The sequence below is a fragment of the Pseudomonas sp. LBUM1679 genome (assembly GCF_059695565.1).
Window position 1 is genome coordinate 3777084 of sequence record NZ_CP166774.1, and the last position, 12666, is coordinate 3789749.

Genomic DNA, 12666 nt, shown 5'->3' on the forward strand with positions numbered 1-12666 from the left:
TATTTAGATGGCCAGTTTACGGCGGTTGTACAAACCACCCAACAGACCGGTGAAGCATCCGATGAGTAACCCGCTGACGTGGGCCGCGTTGGCGATGTCACCGAAGCCGATCATCGAGACCAGCCCGGACAGACAGAGCAGCAGCCACACCAGCATCATCACCAGCACGCCACGCGGCAGGCGATAGGCCGGGTTCGGCGACAGGATCTGGAAAATCCAGCAGTGCCCCAGCAGGCCGTACAGCACCCCGGACAACCCGCCAAACAAGCTCGGGCCGCTGAAAATGAACTGGGTATAGTTGGACACCAGGCTGAACAGCAAGGTCAGGCCGAGCAGGTTGATACTGCCCTGGCGCGACTCGATGCGCCGCCCCAGCTCCCAGTACCACATGCCGTTCATGGCCAGGTGCAGGATGCCGAAATGAATCAGCATCGGCGTCACCAGGCGCCACCACTGCCCCGCCGCCAGACTGTCGGCCAACGGCACGAAATGGAGGTAGTCGCCGACGATGCGGAAATCGAGAAAGGTCAGCCAGCGCATCGTCGCGAAGTTTTCGCCCAACAGCGTCACCGCGCCGACCAGCAGGCTCAACACCAGTACCAGTGCCGTCGCCTTGGCATAGCGCAGTTGCTCGACAAAACCGGGGCGGCGGGTGGTCGGCGCCACGGGGATGTCCAGCTGTTGCCCGGGGTCGCCCGCCGGAAAACGTTCGTATAACGAACGCACGTCTTCACTGATGTTCGCCGGCACCCACAGCACCTGTTCGCCCGCCTCTTCACTGACCCGATGCGGCACTTGCATGCGCTGCAGCAACTTGACGAAGCCACTCAGATCCACCGCCAGGGGCAGGCGCAATACCGCAACGGTACTCATTGCAGCACCTCCGGCCGCTCGACATCGACCCAGACGAATTTATGCGGGTCGAGACGGGTTTCCTGATCCAGGCGATAGGCCACCAGTTTGCCGTAGAGCACTGCGCTGTAGTCCAGGCAGGCCAGGTTCGGCCGGATCGGTGCCGGTTTGCCGTTGCGCCAGTAATGACCGACGAACAGCAGAGGTTCATCGCCGCCATAGCGCAGCAAGGTGTCTTTCTCGGTGGCCGACAAGGGCGTTTGCGCCACGGGCTCTGGCAGTGCATCAGGCTGGAACACAATGTCTCCGTAGGTTTGCGGATCGTCTTCCCAGAACTTGGTGCGAAAGAACGAACGCGTCAGGCCATCGCCGCTGGTCATGGTCAGCCCATGGGGCAAACGCATGTCGGTGCCGCGCAGCAAACGATCGAACACGGTGCAGGCAAAGCTGCCGGGCACCGCCGAGGCCTGGAGGAAATGCTCATCGACGCAACCGTCGGGGAACAGTGCCCGCAACGGTTCGATCAGGCCGGCGTCCCAGCAGGCATGCACGACCCGGAAGCGCCCGGCATCGATGAACAGGGGCAGTTCATAGAACCATTGCAGGAAGTCGTGCCAGTCGGCCGGATGGTTTTCGAACTGGGTCAGGGTTTCGTTGAGCAGACGGGCATGGCGCGGCGTGTGCTCACGGACGAATTGCTGGCCGCTGCCCGGAAGTGCCGGGGTGCTCCAGCCCAGCGCGTTGAATTCATGGTTGCCCATGATGCACAGCGCCTGGCCGGCCTCGACCATGTCGTGGACGATGTGCAGCGCCTCGCGAATCCGCGGGCCGCGGTCGATGATGTCGCCGACGAACACCGCCATGCGCGACGGATGCCGCCAGACGCCGCCTTGTTTTTTATAACCGAGTCGGTCGAGCAAGTGCTCCAGGGTCAGAGCGCAACCGTGCACGTCACCGATCAGGTCGTAGCTTCGCGCGGGATCGAACATCAGTCGCCTCCACCCCCCAACCGACTGCCCCAGCCGAGTTTGGTCCGGCACACCTCATAGTAGTTGTGGTCGAGCGGATGAATCAGCCGCAACTTCTGCGCCTTCTTGCTGACGGTAATGGTGTCGCCGGGCGCGCAGGTGAAATGGTTCTGCCCGTCACAGGAGACTTGCGGGTAGATCTGCATATCCTTGGACACGACGATTTTCAGCTCACTGTTGCCATCGACCACAATGGGCCGGCCCGACAAGGTATGGGGGTACATCGGCACAATCACAATAGCGTCGAGCTTGGGGTGCATGATCGGGCCACCAGCAGAGAGCGCATAAGCGGTCGAGCCGGTGGGCGTGGCGACGATCAGGCCGTCGGCCTTCTGGCTGCAGACGAACTGGCCGTCGATGTACAGCTCGAACTCGATCATCCGCGTCGATTTGCCAGGGTGCAGCACCACGTCGTTCAGCGCGTCGCCCTGGCCAATGGCCTCGGCGTGACGCCGGACTTCGGCCTGCAGCAGGAAGCGGTTTTCCACCAGGTAGTGGCCGTCCAGCACTTCGGCGACTTTCACTTCCAGTTCATCGGGGCGAATATCGGTCAGGAAACCCAGGCTGCCGCGGTTGATGCCCAGCACCGGAATATTGTGTCGGGCCAACGCCCGAGCAGCACCCAACAGGCTGCCGTCACCACCGACCACAATCACCATGTCACAGACTTCGCCGAGCATCTTGCGTGACGAGGTTTGCAGGCCATGGCCGGGCAAGACTTCGGCAATGGTGTCTTCGAGGATCACGTGCAGGTGACGATCGAGCAGAAACCGTTTCAGTCGGCGGACGGTATCCAGCACCTGCGAACTGCCCAGGCGACCGATGATGCCGATATTGCGAAATTGCTCCATGGGTTTCCTGCGAGTCCGGCGAAAAACACGATTATGGGCGAAAGCGCGGGATAGACAAAATCCTTTCAGCCACAACGGTGTACTCACGATTGAGGCTATGCTCGCAAGATGATCCTATTTCCCGATTTGTTGCAGTTACCCCATCAGTTGCGCCACCCCGAAGTGCGCGACCTGGCCTGGGTCATTCTCGCGCCACCGATGCTCGACGTCACCCCGTGGCCGCAGCGCCACCCGCTGGCCGGCAGTGACTGGGTGCAGGCGCCGCAACGGCTGGAGCTGTGGCTGCGGCAGCTCGATCGCGACAGTTATGACTTGCTGCACTGGTTGGCCCAGGCCAGGACCCGGCGCCTGGGTTTGTATTACGAACGCCTGTGGCAGTACGCAGTGCGCCACGCACCGGGCATCGAACTGATTGCCGCGAACATGCCGATCCGCCGCGAGGGTCACACCCTGGGTGAGCTGGACATGTTGCTGCGCGATCGCGACGGCGTGCACCACCTGGAACTGGCGATCAAACTCTACCTCGGCCCGCAGAACGGCGACGGCCACGACACGGCGCAGTGGCTCGGCCCGGGCTGCCACGATCGGCTGGACCGCAAACTCGCCCACCTCAGCCAGCACCAATTGCCGATTTCCGCCCGCCCGGAGAGCCGTGAGGTGCTGGCGGCGCTGGATATCCGGCAGTTCAGCGCGCATCTGTGGCTGGGCGGTTATTTGCTGTATCCCTGGCCGGGACAGTCCACACCACCGGACGGCGCACATCCGCAGCATTTGCGTGGCAGCTGGTTGCATCAAAAGGACTGGGCGGACTTTGTCGTGCAGCGTCCGTTCGGCCGCTGGCAACCCCTGCCCCGCCACGCCTGGCTGGCGCCGGCGCATTATCCGGTGGAGCAGACCTGGAGCACTGAACAGCTGGAGGCGTGGTTGAGTGAGCTGGAGCCACTGGCCCCGGCGCAGTTGCTGGTGCGACTGGTAGAGAACGGCAATGGGGACTGGGAGGAAGCGGAGCGGTTGTTTCTGGTGGCGGATCTTTGGCCAAATGTGCCGGGCAATGGTTAAGTGTTGTGGTGTCCGGGCTGGCCCCATCGCGGGCAAGCCCGCTCCCACAGGATTTATGTCGAATGCAGATTTGGCGAACGACACAAAAACCTGTGGGAGCGGGCTTGCCCGCGATGGGGCCGCCGCGGTCTAGACGGACAACCGCAACGCCAACGCCGCCAACGTCGCCAACAACACCGGCACCGTCAACACAGTCCCGACCTTGAAGTAATACCCCCAACCAATCCGGATGTTCTTGCGCTGCAGCACATGCAGCCACAACAACGTCGCCAGACTGCCGATCGGCGTGATCTTCGGCCCCAGATCACTGCCGATGACGTTGGCGTAGATCATCGCCTCCTTCACCACCCCCGTTGCCTGGCTGGCATCGATCGACAGCAACCCGATCAGCACCGTCGGCAAATTATTCATCATCGACGACAGCAGCGCCGTCAGCACCCCGGTACCCATGGCCGCGCCCCAAATGCCGTAACCGGCAAAGCCGTCCAGCCAGCCGGCCAGATACCCGGTGAGCCCGGCATTGCGCAGGCCATAGACCACCAGGTACATGCCCAGTGAGAAAATCACGATCTGCCACGGTGCTTCTTTCATCACCTTGCGCGTGGAAATTTTGTGACCACGGGCAGCAATGGCCAGTAGCAGCGCCGCACACACCGCCGAGATGGCACTGATTGGAATGCCCAGCGGTTCCAGGGCAAAGCAGCCGAGCAACAGAATCGCCAAGACCGCCCAGCCGGCAACAAACGTCGCCTTGTCATGGATCGCGGACTCAGGAGACTCGAGCTGCTCGGGGTCGTAAGCCTTGGGAATGTCGCGCCGGAAGAACCACATCAACATCGCCAGGGTCGCCGCGACGCTTACCAGATTGACCGGAATCATCACCGCCGCATACCGGTTGAAGCCTATATTGAAGAAATCCGCGGAAACGATGTTCACCAGGTTCGACACCACCAGCGGCAAGCTCGCGGTGTCGGCGATGAAACCGGCGCCCATGACGAACGCCAGGGTCGCCGCCGGGGAAAAGCGCAGGGCCAACAGCATGGAAATCACGATGGGCGTGAGGATCAGCGCTGCGCCGTCATTGGCAAACAATGCCGACACCAGCGCACCAAGCAGCACCATGTAAGCAAACAACTTGCGTCCACTGCCCCGCCCCCAGCGCGCCACATGCAGCGCCGCCCAGGCAAAGAACCCCGCTTCGTCCAGCAACAGACTGATAATGATCAGCGCGACAAAGGTGCCGGTGGCATTCCAGATGATCTGCCACACAATCGGGATATCGCCCAAGTGCACCACGCCGAAGATCAACGCCAGCACTGCGCCGAATACCGCACTCCAGCCGACGCCGAGGCCTTTGGGTTGCCAGATCACCAGGGTGATGGTCAGCAGGAAAATCAACGACGCAATGAGCATGCACAGCAGCCTTGTACATTTGGCTTCACAATTTCTTGTGCTGCTCGACCCATTTTCCGTAGGCATTGATGAATTTCTGCAGGAACGGCTTGACCGTCTCGGACAGCTTGCCCGCCTCGTCGAACGCCGAACCGGCGCCGCTCAGGTAGGCTTCCGGCTGCTGCATGCAGGGTACATCGAGGAACACCATGGACTGGCGCAGGTGATGGTTGGCACCAAAACCGCCCACCGCGCCCGGTGAAACGCTGATCACCGCCCCTGGCTTGCCGCCCCAGGCGCTCTGGCCATAGGGGCGCGAACCGACGTCGATTGCATTCTTCAATGGCGCCGGCACCGAACGGTTGTATTCGGGGGTCACAAACAGCAATGCGTCGGATGAGCTCACTTGTTGTCGGAAAGTGCTGTAGGCTGCCGGCGGTGAAGCGCCATCGATGTCTTCGTTGTAGAGTGGCAGGTCGCCGATTTCGATGATGTTCAGCTTGAGATTCGCCGGCGCGAGATCGGCCAGGGCCAGCGCGACCTTGCGATTGATCGATTCCTTTCTCAAGCTGCCGACCAGTACGGCGATCGTGTAGACATTGCTCATGGAAGATTCTCGACTGTCCGATAGAAAGAGCTAGTAGTTATAGATGACGATTCAAGCAGTGGGCGACTAAAACACCGCCCCTGACTATTTTTTTCCAGCAGGAAAACTTACTTCGCCCAACCAAGGTCTACAGACCCGCAAATTGCGTGATTTATCTCCAGAGGTTCTAAGCAGATGGCAGCAGTACTCGTCGGTCAGTTCCATGCAAGAGACGCGGAAGGCCGCGTTTATCTAGTGCATGAGTTCCAGGACTCCACCCCGTCGGCAGACGGTCTTACCGGCTCGGTGCCTGTCACCACCTATAAGCTGGCCATTGGCGATCGAATGAAAAAACTCGATGACAACCGGTTTCAGCTGATTCAATCGGACGTCACTATTACGCGCGAACCTGACACTTATGTCGGCCAGCCGCCGGAAACCACCGTTGCCTCATAACCTGCCGTTATGAGCGGAAGTCATATGCGCGCACTTGGGTTAGGATTCAGTCACTGACTCCCTCACCTGCCGAACATGGACTTCACGCATGCGTTTACGTCATATCGAAGTGATCCAGGCGCTGCTGCAGACCGGTCACCTGGGCACCGCCGCCGAATGGCTGCAGTTGCCGGTGGCCGAGGTTGAACGCATTCTGCGCGAGGCCGAGGATCAGTTGGGTTTCATGCTGTTTTCCAGCGTGCGTGGACGCCTGCAAGCCACGCGCGAGGCGCGGGCGTTGCAGGTTGAAATCGCCCACGTCTATGACGCGCTCGAGCCGGTCCAGCGCCTGGCCAGCAGCCTCAAGCACTATCAAGCCCCGCCCCTGCGTATCATCTGCACCCCTCCCCTGGCGCAACAGCTGCTGCCGCAGAGCATCGCGACCTTGCGCAAGCGTCTGCCCGACGCGCCTTGCAGCCTGCTGAGCCAACCCACCCGCGAGATCGTCAGAAGCCTGCTGCTGCGCGAAAGCGATCTGGGCCTGAGCCTGCACGACCCCGATCACGCCGACATCCATTGCCAGGTGATTGCCCAGGGCAAACTTCAACTGCTCGCCCCCCATGGCTGGCTGCAACCGAAACAGAAGTACATCTCGCTGCAAGACCTGGCGGGACAATCGATGGTGGGACTGGAAGGTCATGATCCGTTGAGCCCGGCGTTCGACCACAAACTGCACGGGTTACGCCCGGCCCCGGTGGTCCATACCCGGGTGCAGACTCATCAGATGATGCGCAGCATGGTCGAGGCCGGCGAAGGCCTGGCGATCGTCGACCCGTTTACCGCGCTCGGGGCCAGATCGACCGGGCTCGACGTTTGCCCACTGGCGCCCGCGGTGTCGATCAGCCTCTATGCCCTGACCCTTAAAAACGGCGAGCCCTCGCTGGCCGTTCAGGCACTACTGGACATCGTCACGGAACAAGCCGCGGCGATGCTGGCCAGCTAAACGGGTTTTCCAGCGGGTTATCGAACAATCGATACCAGAACAGCGCCACTTCGGCGGTGTTCGGGTCAATGCCGCGATAGCGCAGATGATCGATCCCGCCCACCACGAAGCCGCAGCGCTCATAGAGCCGACAGGCACCCAGGTTATTGTTCTGGGTTTCGAGCATGATGCCCGGCAGTTTTTTCTTGCGACTCCAGAACTGCGCCACGTCCAGCAGCGCCTTGGCCACGCCATGTCGGCGGGCCGGCGCGTGCACCGCCAACTCATCGATATGGGCAAAGCCGTTCCAATTGGTGCTCACCACCAGGTGACCCACCGGTTCGTCATCGAGATAAGCCATGAAAATCTCGCTGTCGGTGGCCTCGCGGAAACTGCTGAACTCCTCCGGATCGATGCCGTAACACTTGCGGTAAGGCGTGATGGCCGTCACCGGCCAGCGCTCCACCGGTTCGCCGATGCGTGCGGCGCCATAGGCCGCGACTTCAAAACTGAAATCACTGCCCCAGATATAAGCGGCGAAACCATCGTCGGCAACGCGCACCGACAGCCCTGGGTATTGCGGATTCATGACCGGTTGCATACTGGGAAAGGTCCTCATTCCTTGATGCAATCGACGGTGTAATACCGTCCATTGCCCTCGTCTTCGTGTTGCAAGCCGTGCACATCGACGACAAATCCCGGGAAGCTGCTGTCGAATGTACGGGCAAACGCCAGGTAATCGATGATCGAGCGCGTCGACCCGGTAAAACGTTCGCCGGGCATGATCAACGGAATCCCCGGTGGGTACGGCACCAGCATCACCGCGGCGATCCGCCCGTCCAGGTCGTCGATCGACACCGCTTCAACGTCGCCACGCACCAACTGATCATAGGCGTCGGATGGCTTCATGGCGATTTCCGGCAGCACGGTGTACATGCGCTTGAGGTGTTTGGCCGTGGCGTTGCTGCGGTAGCAGGCGTGCAATTGATCGCACAGGTCGCGCAGCCCCATGCCCTGATAGCGCGTGACATGCGCTTGCGCCACGCAGGGCAGGCAACTGGCGAGGCTGACGTTGGCATCGTAGCTGCGCTTGAATTCCAGCAGCTCGGTCAGCAGCGTGCTCCATTTGCCCTTGGTGATGCCCATGGAAAACAGCACCAGGAAGGAATACAGCCCGGTCTTCTCGACCACCAAGCCACGCTCCCAGAGGAATTTGCTGACCACCGCCGCCGGAATCCCGCGCTCGCTAAGCGCTCCGCCTGCGGTCAGGCCTGGCATCACCAGGGTGACCTTGATCGGATCGAGCAACACGTAGTCATCGGTCACGCCGCCAAAACCGTGCCATTCGGCCTCGGGTTGCAGCAACCAGTCTTCGGTGACGACACGGTCGATGCCTTCCACCGACGGTGGCTGCCAGATGGAGAACCACCAGTCATCCGCGGCAATGTGTTGCCGCAGATTGGCCAGGGCCCGTCGAAAACTCAGGGCCTCGTCGAACATTTCCTGCAACAGCGAACGTCCCGCCGGGCCCTCCATCATGGCCGATGCCACGTCCAGGGACGCGATGATGCTGTACTGCGGCGAGGTGGAGATGTGCATCATGAACGCTTCATTGAAGCGATCCCGGTCCAGTTGCCGCGCGCCGCCGTCCTGGACGTGAATCATCGAGGCCTGGCTGAACGCTGCCAACAGCTTGTGGGTGGAGTGGGTGGTGAACACCAGCGGGCTGTCTTCACTGCGGGAAGTGCCCATGCCGTAACGTCCGGCGAAAAACTCATGGAATGCCGCATAAGCGTACCAGGCCTCGTCGAAGTGCAAGACCTCGACGCTGTTGCCCAGGTTCTGCTTGATCAGCTCGGCGTTGTAACAGAGGCCGTCATAGGTGGAGTTGGTGATCACCGCGAGTTTGACCTTGGGCGCCCGGCCCTTGGTCAGCGGGCTGGCGTCGATCTTGGCCTGGATCGATTCGCGGCTGAATTCGCTCAAGGGAATCGGGCCGATGATCCCCAGTTCGTTGCGCTCCGGGCACAGGTACAGCGGGATCGCTCCGGTCATGATGATCGAATGCAGCACCGATTTGTGACAGTTGCGGTCCACCAGCACCAGGTCATCCCGGGCGACCATCGAATGCCAGACGATCTTGTTGGCGGTCGAGGTGCCGTTGATGACGAAGAAGGTGTGATCGGCGCCGAAGTTGCGGGCGGCACGGGCCTCCGCTTCTGCCAGGGGACCGGTGTGGTCGAGCAGCGAACCCAGTTCCGGCACCGACACCGACAAATCCGAACGCAGGGTGTTTTCTCCGAAGAACTGGTGGAACGCCTGCCCGACCGGACTCTTGTGATACGCCACGCCACCGCCATGACCGGGCGTGTGCCAGGAATAGTTGGAGTCGGCGGTGTGTTGCACCAGGGCTTTGAAGAATGGTGGCAGCAGGCCATCAAGGTATTTGCGCGCGGCGCGGGCCACCTGTCGGGCGAGGAACGGCACGGTGTCTTCGAACAGGTACAGAATGCCGCGCAATTGATTGAGTTCAGCCATGGCGTCGGCCGGGGCGTTTTCCAGTGTCACCTGTTCGCCGAGGGCGAAGATCGGCAGATCCGGCGCTCGCACCCGCGCCAGGCCGATCAGCTCGGCCATGTTATGCAGCAGGTGCGAGTGTGTGCTGGCGTCTTCGGCGGCAATCAGCATGCAGGAGAGGCCGTGGTGGGTCGAGGCGACCAGACGCCCCTCGGTGTAATTGACCGCCGAAACAATGCTGAAGCCTTCCTGTTCCAGCTCCCGGGCGATGCCACGCACACGGTCACCGGCGACGGTGTCGGCCTTGATGTCGCGGTGGACAATCAGGACCGGGAATTTCAAATCTTTATACATGGGGCTCAGTGTCCTGAGGCGGCGGGCCGTGGCCTGCCAATTAGCTCAGGGTAGAGGGTTGATGCGGTTGTGGCGAGCGCGGATGCACTGAAATGGGTCATTGGGCGGCTATACGCTTGATCAAGATCAAGAGATCGCAGCCTCGTTTCACTCGACAGCTCCTACAACGGAATGCATACCCCTGTAGGAGCTGTCGAGTGAAACGAGGCTGCGATCTTTCCGGGCCTACCCCTACCCCTACCCCTACCCCTACCCCTACGCCTACCCCTACGCCTGAGCCTCGGCCAGTTGCTGCCACAACGACGGCGCTCCAGCGGACTTGGCGATGGCTTCGAGGCGGGCGATGTGTTGGGCCAGGTCATCTTCGCTGGCGCGAATGACGCGCGTCGGTTGACGGTCGACCGGCAAGCGGCGGATTTCAGTGGCCGAGTTGTCTGCGCCTTCACCGGAACCGTTGCCATCGGAAGCGTTACCGGCCAGGGACAGGCTGGTCTGGCCGCCGGTCATGGTCAGGTAGACGTCGGCAAGGATCTCGGAGTCGAGCAAGGCGCCGTGGAGTTCACGGCCGGAGTTATCGACGCCGTAGCGTTTGCACAAGGCATCGAGACTGTTGCGCTGCCCGGGGTGACGCTCCCGGGCCATCATCAGGGTGTCGAGGATCGAGCAGTGTTGTGTGATGTCCGCGCGATCGTGCTGGCCCATCAGGGCGAATTCGTTGTTGATGAAGCCAACGTCGAACGCCGCGTTATGGATGATCAGCTGCGCGCCCTTGATGAACTCGAAGAATTCATCGGCGACTTCGGTGAAACGCGGCTTGCCCACCAGGAATTCGTTGGTGATGCCGTGGACGCCGATGGCGCCTTCGTCACTTTCGCGATCCGGTTGCAGGTAAACGTGGAAATGCCGGCCCGTCAAGCGCCGACCAATCAACTCGACACAACCGATTTCGATAATCCGGTGGCCATCGGTCACCGGCATGCCGGTGGTTTCGGTATCGAGTACAACGGATCTGGTGGCCATCAGTGCTCAGCTCTCAACGGGTCGTTCTTACAAAAGCGGCGATGTTAACACGCTCGCGGGATCGGGCGCGCCACGCCAAGTGATGCAAACGCCGTGGATTTTCAGCAAGATCGCGTCATCGTTCATCGCGAGCAAGCTCGCTCCCACAGGGGATTTGCGCCCGATAGAGATCCAATGTGGGAGCGAGCTTGCTCGCGATGGCCGCGACGCGGTGTATTGGCAGAAACTGAATCAGGCCTGCTTGTACCCACGCACTTCATCCACCCCACGGTTGGCCAGTTGGTCGGCCCGTTCGTTGCCATGGTGGCCGATGTGCCCGCGCACCCATTTCCAGGTGACGTTGTGCCGGTTGACCTGCTCATCCAGCAGCTTCCACAGATCGGCATTTTTTACCGGTTCCTTCGCCGCGGTCTTCCAGCCGCGCTTCTTCCAGTTGTCCATCCACTCGTTGATGCCTTTCATCACGTACTGGGAGTCGGTGACCAGCAGCACGTCGCAGGAACGCTTGAGTTCCTCCAGGCCGCGGATCGCGCCCATCAGCTCCATGCGATTGTTGGTGGTGTTGGCTTCGCCGCCCCAGAGTTCTTTTTCAATGCCCTTGCACACCAGCAATGCGCCCCAGCCGCCAGGGCCGGGATTGCCTTTGCAGGCGCCATCGGTGAAGAGTTCTACGCTATCGCTCATGCCAATCTATCCAGAAAAATGCGGTTGGCCCGTCGATCCTTGACCGACGATGCCCGAGGCCGGGATGCACCCGGCCGGGAATATGAATGTGTATTACGGTTCGATGCGGCGACGGTTGACCTTGGCCATCGGCAACGGAATCAGCTTGCCCATCGGCTCGCGCCGCTCCTGACGCAGCGGCCGCAGGCCCACCACGATCTTGCGCGCGACGAGTAGATAGAAGCCGCCACCGGACAGTTGCCAGTCACCGGCCTTGCGCTCCCAACCGGCCAGGCGGGCCTGCCAGGCGGGGGACGCCAGCGGCGGACGATAGCATCCGAAGCGGCGTTTCTCCAGCGCAAAGCCCAGCAGGTTCAGCCAGTCCCCGACCCTGGACGGGGAAATGCAGCGCGCCTTGCGCAAGCCATCGTGGGCGAATACATGGCGCAAGCCCCAGGTGCTCCAGGGGTTGATCCCGACGATCAACAGATGACCGCCGGGGCGCACGCTGCTGGCCGCTTCGCGCAGCAAACCGTGGGGCGACAGGCAGAAATCCAGCCCGTGTTGCAGCACCACCACATCGGCGGCGTGCTCGCTCAGCGGCCAGGCCTGCTCCTCACAGACGATCTCGACGCCCGGCAATGGCGCGCCGAGCCGCACATTGCGCTGCACCTGCGGCGCCGACGGCGGTGTCTGGGCCGATGGACCGTAATGCACCAGGTAGCCGCCGAAGAAGCGCCCCAGCTCGTCTTCGAGCATGCGGCGCTCTTCGTCCAGCAGAAATTGCCCGATCGGGCCGGACAGCCATTCACGGGCCGCGCTGATCAACGTCAGCCACTCAGGATCGGCCTGTGCGAACGCTTTATCGGTCATTGCATTTCTCCAACGCGCCAGGAAGTTCTAAGATGCGCCATTGTTTTCTGCTTG

The 12666-nt window shown here is 61.5% G+C and carries 13 protein-coding genes; 3 read left to right on the plus strand and 10 right to left on the minus strand.

The features are described from left to right. Window positions 1–3: 3 nt before the first annotated feature. Genes ACA062_RS17090 through ACA062_RS17100 form a run of 3 tightly spaced genes read right to left on the minus strand, consistent with a single transcriptional unit; the run spans window position 4 to window position 2731 of the window. Window positions 4–873 (minus strand): rhomboid family intramembrane serine protease, encoded by an 870-nt coding sequence (locus ACA062_RS17090; protein ID WP_497452159.1) that lies wholly within the window; start codon window positions 871–873, stop codon window positions 4–6. After that, a complete protein-coding gene (locus ACA062_RS17095) occupies window positions 870–1844 on the minus strand; it encodes a metallophosphoesterase (RefSeq protein ID WP_497457438.1) in 975 nt (324 codons plus the stop codon). Before ACA062_RS17095 ends, ACA062_RS17090 begins: the two co-directional genes overlap by 4 nt. Then, window positions 1841–2731, minus strand: a complete 891-nt coding sequence (locus ACA062_RS17100) for an NAD(+) kinase (RefSeq protein WP_162436772.1) — start codon at window positions 2729–2731, stop codon at window positions 1841–1843. The genes ACA062_RS17095 and ACA062_RS17100 overlap by 4 nt, the downstream gene beginning before the upstream one ends. A gap of 108 nt (window positions 2732–2839) precedes the next feature. Here ACA062_RS17100 and ACA062_RS17105 point away from each other — a divergent pair, with 108 nt between their 5' ends. Next, window positions 2840–3790: a DUF1853 family protein gene (locus tag ACA062_RS17105; RefSeq protein ID WP_497452160.1), complete on the plus strand. Its 951-nt coding sequence runs from the start codon at window positions 2840–2842 to the stop codon at window positions 3788–3790. Window positions 3791–3919: 129 nt separating this feature from the next. Here ACA062_RS17105 and ACA062_RS17110 read toward each other — a convergent pair whose 3' ends face one another. Both ACA062_RS17110 and ACA062_RS17115 read right to left on the minus strand, forming a co-directional pair. After that, complete coding sequence (locus ACA062_RS17110) at window positions 3920–5203, minus strand: arsenic transporter (RefSeq protein ID WP_497452161.1); 1284 nt, start codon at window positions 5201–5203, stop codon at window positions 3920–3922. Window positions 5204–5228: 25 nt separating this feature from the next. Beyond that, window positions 5229–5789 (minus strand): NADPH-dependent FMN reductase, encoded by a 561-nt coding sequence (locus ACA062_RS17115; RefSeq protein WP_150767660.1) that lies wholly within the window; start codon window positions 5787–5789, stop codon window positions 5229–5231. A gap of 174 nt (window positions 5790–5963) precedes the next feature. On the opposite strand from ACA062_RS17115, the gene ACA062_RS17120 reads away from it, so the two are divergent. Together ACA062_RS17120 and ACA062_RS17125 are read left to right on the plus strand one after the other, a co-directional pair. After that, window positions 5964–6224 (plus strand): hypothetical protein, encoded by a 261-nt coding sequence (locus ACA062_RS17120; RefSeq protein WP_497452162.1) that lies wholly within the window; start codon window positions 5964–5966, stop codon window positions 6222–6224. 88 nt (window positions 6225–6312) lie between these two features. Continuing rightward, on the plus strand, window positions 6313–7206 hold the full coding sequence (locus ACA062_RS17125) for a LysR family transcriptional regulator (protein WP_497452163.1): 894 nt from the start codon (window positions 6313–6315) through the stop codon (window positions 7204–7206). On the opposite strand, the gene ACA062_RS17130 is transcribed toward ACA062_RS17125, so the two are convergent. The 5 genes from ACA062_RS17130 to ACA062_RS17150 form a co-directional block, all read right to left on the minus strand. Beyond that, complete coding sequence (locus tag ACA062_RS17130; protein ID WP_497452164.1) at window positions 7172–7786, minus strand: GNAT family N-acetyltransferase; 615 nt, start codon at window positions 7784–7786, stop codon at window positions 7172–7174. The two genes, ACA062_RS17125 and ACA062_RS17130, sit on opposite strands and share 35 nt — an antisense overlap. A 14-nt stretch (window positions 7787–7800) precedes the next feature. Continuing rightward, on the minus strand, window positions 7801–10056 hold the full coding sequence (locus tag ACA062_RS17135) for an Orn/Lys/Arg family decarboxylase (protein WP_497452165.1): 2256 nt from the start codon (window positions 10054–10056) through the stop codon (window positions 7801–7803). Window positions 10057–10323: 267 nt separating this feature from the next. Next, a complete protein-coding gene (gene dnaQ / locus ACA062_RS17140; protein ID WP_497452166.1) occupies window positions 10324–11076 on the minus strand; it encodes a DNA polymerase III subunit epsilon in 753 nt (250 codons plus the stop codon). A 231-nt stretch (window positions 11077–11307) separates the two neighbouring features. Next, on the minus strand, window positions 11308–11760 hold the full coding sequence (rnhA, locus tag ACA062_RS17145) for a ribonuclease HI (RefSeq protein WP_008152099.1): 453 nt from the start codon (window positions 11758–11760) through the stop codon (window positions 11308–11310). 93 nt (window positions 11761–11853) lie between these two features. Further along, window positions 11854–12612, minus strand: a complete 759-nt coding sequence (locus ACA062_RS17150) for a class I SAM-dependent methyltransferase (RefSeq protein WP_128871086.1) — start codon at window positions 12610–12612, stop codon at window positions 11854–11856. Between the last annotated feature and the right edge of the window lie 54 nt (window positions 12613–12666).